This window comes from Mycobacterium paraense (genome assembly GCF_002101815.1).
GTDB classification, from domain to species: domain Bacteria; phylum Actinomycetota; class Actinomycetes; order Mycobacteriales; family Mycobacteriaceae; genus Mycobacterium; species Mycobacterium paraense.
Map to the genome: position 1 here is coordinate 23,249 of NZ_LQPM01000031.1, position 6,107 is coordinate 29,355.

Sequence of the window (6,107 nt, forward strand, 5' to 3'; positions counted from 1 at the left end):
ACCGTCACGAACGTGAGTCCTTCCATCCGGTCGAGCGCGGCCGCGATCGACGTCCGCCAGCTGGGGACCGTCGACTACGGCACCGCCTGGCAGCTGCAGCGCGACCTGGTCGACGCCCGGGTCGCCGGCGGGCCCGACACGCTGCTGCTCCTGGAGCACCCGCCGGTCTACACGGCCGGACGCCGCACGGAGCCGCAGGAGCGGCCGGTCGACGGCACGCCCGTGGTGGACACCGACCGCGGCGGCAAGATCACCTGGCACGGCCCCGGACAGCTGGTCGGCTACCCGGTCATCGGGCTGGCCGAGCCGCTCGACGTGGTGAAATACGTTCGGCGCCTTGAGGAATCGCTGATGAAGGTGTGCGCCGACCTGGGCCTGGACACCGTCCGGGTGGAGGGCCGGTCGGGGGTCTGGGTGCCGGCCGGCGAGGTCCGGCCCGCCCGCAAGGTCGCCGCCATCGGCGTGCGGGTGGCGCGCGCGACCACCATGCACGGGTTCGCGCTGAACTGCGATTGCGACCTGGGCGCGTTCACTGCGATCGTCCCCTGCGGCATCAGCGACGCCGGCGTGACGTCCCTGACGGCCGAATTGGGCCGTCCGGTCGCGGTCGACGAGGTGCGCGCTGCCGTCGCGGCCGCGGTCTGCGACGCGCTGGACGGCGTCCTTCCCGTGCGGGAACACCCCGTCGCCCGCGTAGCATCGGGCATGTGACTGTCGCTCCCGAGGGCCGCAAACTGCTGCGCCTGGAGGTGCGCAACGCCCAGACCCCGATCGAGCGCAAGCCGCCGTGGATCAAGGTCCGGGCCCGGATGGGACCGGAGTACACCCAACTCAAGGGCCTGGTCCGCAAGGAGGGCCTGCACACGGTCTGCGAAGAGGCCGGCTGCCCCAACATCTTCGAGTGCTGGGAGGACCGGGAAGCCACCTTCCTGATCGGCGGCGACCAGTGCACCCGCCGCTGCGACTTCTGCCAGATCGACACCGGCAAGCCGGCCGCCCTGGACCGCGACGAGCCCCGGCGGGTCGCCGACAGCGTACAGACGATGGGGCTGCGCTACGCGACGGTCACCGGCGTCGCCCGCGACGACCTGCCCGACGGCGGGGCCTGGCTGTACGCGGAGACGGTGCGCGCCATCAAGGAGCTCAACCCGTCGACCGGCGTCGAGCTGCTGATCCCCGACTTCAACGGCGAGCCCTCGCGGCTGGCGGAGGTCTTCAAGTCGCGCCCGGAAGTGTTGGCGCACAACGTCGAAACCGTGCCGCGCATCTTCAAGCGCATCCGGCCCGCGTTCACCTACCGGCGCAGCCTGGACGTGATCACCGCGGCCCGGCACGCCGGCCTGGTCACCAAGAGCAACCTGATCCTGGGGCTGGGCGAAACCGCCGACGAGGTGCGCAGCGCGCTGGCCGACCTGCGTGACGCCGGCTGCGACATCGTGACGATCACCCAATACCTGCGCCCGACCGCGCGCCACCACCCGGTCGAGCGCTGGGTGACGCCCGAGGAGTTCGACGAATTCGCCCGCGACGCCGAGGCGCTGGGCTTTTCGGGGGTGCTGGCCGGCCCGCTGGTGCGGTCGTCCTACCGGGCCGGACGGCTGTACGCCCAAGCGGTCGCCGGCCGCGCCTCCTAATCGGGCGCGTACGTATCCTTAGTGACTATGGCTAAACCCCGCACTGCCGCCGAGAACAAGGCCGCCCGGGCTCAGGCGGCCGCCGCCCGCAAGGCCGCCGCCAAGGAGCGCCGCGGCCAGTTGTGGCAGGCGTTCAACATGCAGCGCAAGGAGGACAAGCGCCTGCTGCCGTACATGATCGGCGCCTTCGTGCTGATCGTCGGCATCTCGGTGGCCGTCGGGGTGTGGGCCGGCGGGCTGACCATGCTCACGCTCATCCCGCTCGGCGTGCTGCTGGGCGCCCTGGTCATGTTCATCATCTTCAGCCGCCGGGCCCAGCGCTCGATCTACAGCAAGGCCGAAGGTCAGACCGGCGCCGCGGCGTGGGTGTTGGACAACCTGCGCGGCAAGTGGCGGGTGACCCCCGGCGTCGCCGCGACCGGTCACTTCGACGCCGTGCACCGGGTGCTCGGCCGGCCCGGCGTCATCCTGGTCGGCGAGGGGTCGGCGGCCCGGGTCAAACCGTTGCTGGCCCAGGAAAAGAAGCGCACCGCCCGGCTGGTCGGCGAGGTGCCGATCTACGACATCGTCGTCGGCAACGGCGAGGGCGAGGTTCCGCTGGGCAAGCTGGAGCGCCACCTCACCCGCCTGCCGAACAACATCACCGCCAAACAGATCGACTCGCTCGAGTCGCGGCTGGCCGCCCTGGGATCGCGGGCCGGCGCCGCCGTCATGCCCAAGGGGCCGCTGCCGAACGCCGGCAAGATGCGCGGCGTGCAGCGCACCGTGCGACGCAGGTAGCCGCCGCCACGTTCTACGTCAGCGCCTGATTACCGCCGTGCCGCTCAGGCGATCGTGCAGGCCGCGGCCGTCGACGTCGGTGAACAGCGCCGGGATGACCATCGCGACCAGCACCCCGCGCACCGCCAACCGGCCGAGCCCGACCGGCACCCGCCCGTCCACCGAAGCCACCTGCAGGCCCAGCACCAACTGCCCCGGCGTGAAACTGAACAGGCGCACCGCCACCAGGCCGAGCACGAGCCATACGACCAGCACCGCCGTCGACAGCACCCGTTGGGAGAAGAGGCCGAAGGCCATGGCCAGCGCCGCCAGGCCGTAGGCGATCAGCCAGTCGATCATCAGCGCCGCGAGCCGGCGGCCCATCGGCGCCAGCGACCCCGGCCCCCGCTCCGGCAGGCCCAGCCGCTCCCCGGGATAGGCCGATCGTGCCCCCGGCAAACCCTCGGTCACAGGGGCCGCCGGGAACTAGTGCGCCCGTGCAGCCGACCAGATACGATCTTGCGGGTCATGGCCCCACAATAGAACCCGCCGGCGACCCGGATTCTGCTGCGGGGAGCATGGTCACGTAACCTCTGCGCAACATCGAGTTGACTGACGGGCAACATGCGCTCCATAGCGTCAGGCCGCGGATCACCAAGTAAAGGAGCAATTCTGTGACGGAAATGACGCCCGACGACGTCTTCAAACTCGCCAAGGACGAGAACGTCGAATTTGTCGACGTACGGTTCTGTGACCTGCCAGGCATCATGCAGCACTTCACAATTCCGGTTTCGTTTTTCGACGAGAGCGTTTTTGAGGACGGCCTGGCCTTTGACGGCTCGTCGATTCGCGGATTCCAGTCCATCCACGAGTCCGACATGCTGCTCCTGCCCGACCCCGAGACCGCGCGCATCGACCTGTTCACCGAAGCCAAGACGCTGAACCTGAACTTCTTCGTGCACGACCCGTTCACCCTCGAGCCCTACTCGCGCGACCCGCGCAACATCGCTCGCAAGGCGGAGAACTACCTGATCAGCACCGGCGTCGCCGACACCGCATACTTCGGCGCCGAGGCCGAGTTCTACATCTTCGACTCGGTGAGCTTCGACTCACGGACCAACGGCTCCTTCTATGAGGTGGACGCGATCTCCGGCTGGTGGAACACCGGCGAGCCCAACGAGAACGACGGCAGCCCCAACCGCGGCTACAAGGTCCGCCCCAAGGGCGGGTACTTCCCCGTCGCCCCCGTCGACCACTACGTCGACCTGCGCAGCAGGATGCTGCACAACCTGATCGCGTCAGGCTTCAGCCTGGAAAAGGGCCACCACGAGGTGGGCAGCGGCGGGCAGGCCGAGATCAACTACAAGTTCAACACGCTGCTGCACGCGGCCGACGACATGCAGCTGTACAAGTACATCGTCAAGAACACCGCGTGGCAGGCGGGCAAGACCGTCACCTTCATGCCCAAGCCGCTGTTCGGCGACAACGGTTCCGGCATGCACACCCACCAGTCGCTGTGGAAGGACGGCAGCCCGCTGATGTACGACGAGACCGGTTACGCCGGCTTGTCGGACACCGCCCGCCACTACATCGGCGGACTGCTGCACCACGCGCCGTCGCTGCTGGCGTTCACCAATCCGACGGTGAACTCCTACAAGCGGCTGGTTCCCGGTTTCGAGGCGCCGATCAACCTGGTGTACAGCCAGCGCAACCGCTCGGCGTGCGTGCGCATCCCGATCACGGGCAGCAACCCGAAGGCCAAGCGGCTGGAGTTCCGTTGCCCCGACTCGTCGGGCAACCCTTACCTGGCGTTCTCGGCCATGCTGATGGCCGGGCTGGACGGCATCAAGAACAAGATCGAGCCGCAGGCCCCGGTCGACAAGGACCTCTACGAGCTGCCGCCCGAGGAGGCCGCGAACATCCCGCAGGCGCCCACCCAGCTGTCCGCGGTGATCGACCGGCTGGAGGCCGACCACGAATACCTCACCGAGGGAGGCGTTTTCACGCCCGACCTGATCGAGACGTGGATCAGCTTCAAGCGCGAGAACGAGATCCTGCCGGTCCAGATCCGGCCGCACCCCTACGAGTTCGCGCTGTACTACGACGTCTAAGACCTTCGGGTACGCAACAGGTTCGACGGAGTCCATCCGCTCGGCGATTACGGCTCCGCTTGCCGAGCGGATGGACTCTTCGGCTACACCACATGGCCGATGAGAACGAGTTCACCAACCTCGGCCCGGAATTCTCGAGATTTCAAGTGGGACAACGGCTTTATCTCGTGGCGCACGTGATGCAAACGGCCACGCCCGGCCGACGAACCGGGGCGCAATTGATGGTGCCCCGGGGCGGCTTGGTCCCTGGCCGCGCTGCAGCACCTGCATGTCGAATCAAAATAGGTAGCGGATTACCCATGTTGGAAGGAGTCGTCGCGCGATACCTTTTACCTCACGGGGGTTGATGACCCGGTAGGAGGGCAGCGATGTCCTATCTGGTGGCGGCCCCAGATCTCCTGGCTCCGGCAGCAACGGATCTGTCGAACATCGGCTCGATGATCAGCGAGGCCAACACCGCGGCGGCGGCTTCGACCACCGGGGTGGTGGCCGCCGCCGGTGACGAGGTGTCGGCGGCGGTCGCGTCGCTGTTTTCCGGCCACGCGCAGGCGTATCAGGCGCTCAGCTCCCAGGCGACGGCGTTTCATGATCAGTTTGTGCAGGCGTTGACCGCGGGCGCGAAGTCCTATGCCGGCGCGGAGGCCGCCAATGTTGCGGCGTTTACGGCGAATCCGGTGCAGACGATCGTGCAGGATTTGCTGGGCCCGATCAACGCGCCATTCCTGGCGCAGACCGGACGCCCACTGATCGGCAACGGCGCCGACGGGCAAACCATCGGCGGCGTGGGCCAGCCCGGCGGGCCCGGCGGCCTGTTGCTCGGCAACGGCGGCAGGGGCGGTGCGAGCACCACGCCCGGGGTGGCCGGGGGTGCCGGTGGGCCCGCGGGTCTGATCGGTAACGGCGGCAGGGGCGGCGCGGGCGGTAACGGTGCCGGCGGCGTCCCCGGTGGGGCCGGCGGCGCGGGCGGCACCGGCGGGTTGTTGCTGGGCAACGGCGGTGCCGGCGGCGGCGGCGGCAGCGGTGCCGGCGGATCCTCCGGCGGCGCCGGCGGCGCCGGCGGGAACGCGTCGATATTCGGCCGTGGCGGCAACGGTGGTGGCGGCGGCGGCGGTCAGGCCGCCGGCGGTATGGGCGGCGCCGGCGGCAACGCCGGGTTGGTCCTCGGCAACGGTGGCGCGGGCGGCGGCGGTGGCGGTGGCGGCACTGGTGGCGTTTTCGGTGGAGGTGGTGGCGGCGGCGGGCTCGGCGACTTCGGCGCCGGCGCTTCCGCCACAGACCCCGGCGTCGGTGGCGCCGGCGGCGGCCTCGGTATCGGTGGCGGCGGCGGTGGCGGCGGCATGATTCCAATTCCGCCCTTTGGCACGATCTATAGCTTTGACTCGCTCTTGAACGGCCTCTTCAACTTTGGCGGTGCGGGCGGCGCGGGCGGCGTTGGCGGCGCCGGCGGTGGGGGTGCGGGCGGAGTGCTCTTCCATTCGGTCGGCGGCGCCGGCGGCGCCGGTGGTGTCGGTGGCGGATTCGCCGGCGGCAGCGGCGGTTCCGGCGGGACGGGAAGCTTTCTGTTCGGCTCCGGCGGCAGTGGTGGCGGCGGGGGCGGTCAGGC

At 69.6% G+C, this 6,107-nt stretch carries 6 protein-coding genes; 5 read left to right on the plus strand and 1 reads right to left on the minus strand.

Translation table 11 applies throughout. From position 1 onward, the window contains the following. The first annotated feature begins 12 nt into the window (after positions 1–12). The 3 genes from lipB to AWB89_RS22520 are packed head-to-tail and all read left to right on the plus strand — an operon-like array spanning position 13 to position 2,414. A complete protein-coding gene (lipB, locus tag AWB89_RS22510) occupies positions 13–711 on the plus strand; it encodes a lipoyl(octanoyl) transferase LipB (protein WP_085176643.1) in 699 nt (232 codons plus the stop codon). Next, a complete protein-coding gene (lipA, locus tag AWB89_RS22515) occupies positions 708–1,634 on the plus strand; it encodes a lipoyl synthase (RefSeq protein ID WP_085176645.1) in 927 nt (308 codons plus the stop codon). The genes lipB and lipA overlap by 4 nt, the downstream gene beginning before the upstream one ends. A gap of 27 nt (positions 1,635–1,661) precedes the next feature. After that, the gene (locus AWB89_RS22520; protein ID WP_085103937.1) at positions 1,662–2,414 is read left to right on the plus strand and encodes a DUF4191 domain-containing protein; all 753 of its coding nucleotides are present in this window, start codon (positions 1,662–1,664) and stop codon (positions 2,412–2,414) included. Positions 2,415–2,432: 18 nt separating this feature from the next. Here the strand turns inward: AWB89_RS22520 and AWB89_RS22525 are convergent, their stop codons facing one another. After that, positions 2,433–2,864 carry an RDD family protein gene (locus AWB89_RS22525; RefSeq protein WP_241520574.1) on the minus strand — a complete coding sequence of 144 codons (432 nt, stop codon included), beginning with the start codon at positions 2,862–2,864 and terminating at the stop codon, positions 2,433–2,435. Positions 2,865–3,067: 203 nt separating this feature from the next. Here AWB89_RS22525 and glnA point away from each other — a divergent pair, with 203 nt between their 5' ends. Together glnA and AWB89_RS22535 are read left to right on the plus strand one after the other, a co-directional pair. Further along, positions 3,068–4,504: a type I glutamate--ammonia ligase gene (glnA, locus tag AWB89_RS22530; protein WP_085103939.1), complete on the plus strand. Its 1,437-nt coding sequence runs from the start codon at positions 3,068–3,070 to the stop codon at positions 4,502–4,504. 368 nt (positions 4,505–4,872) lie between these two features. Beyond that, positions 4,873–6,107, plus strand: a 1,235-nt coding sequence (locus AWB89_RS22535) for a PE family protein (RefSeq protein WP_142282608.1), incomplete at its 3' end; no start/stop codon positions are given.

Bases quoted from the DNA above. Each gene is read 5' to 3' on its own strand.
- AWB89_RS22520 (WP_085103937.1), top strand. From the start codon at position 1,662: ATGGCTAAACCCCGCACTGCCGCCGAGAACAAGGCCGCCCGGGCTCAG.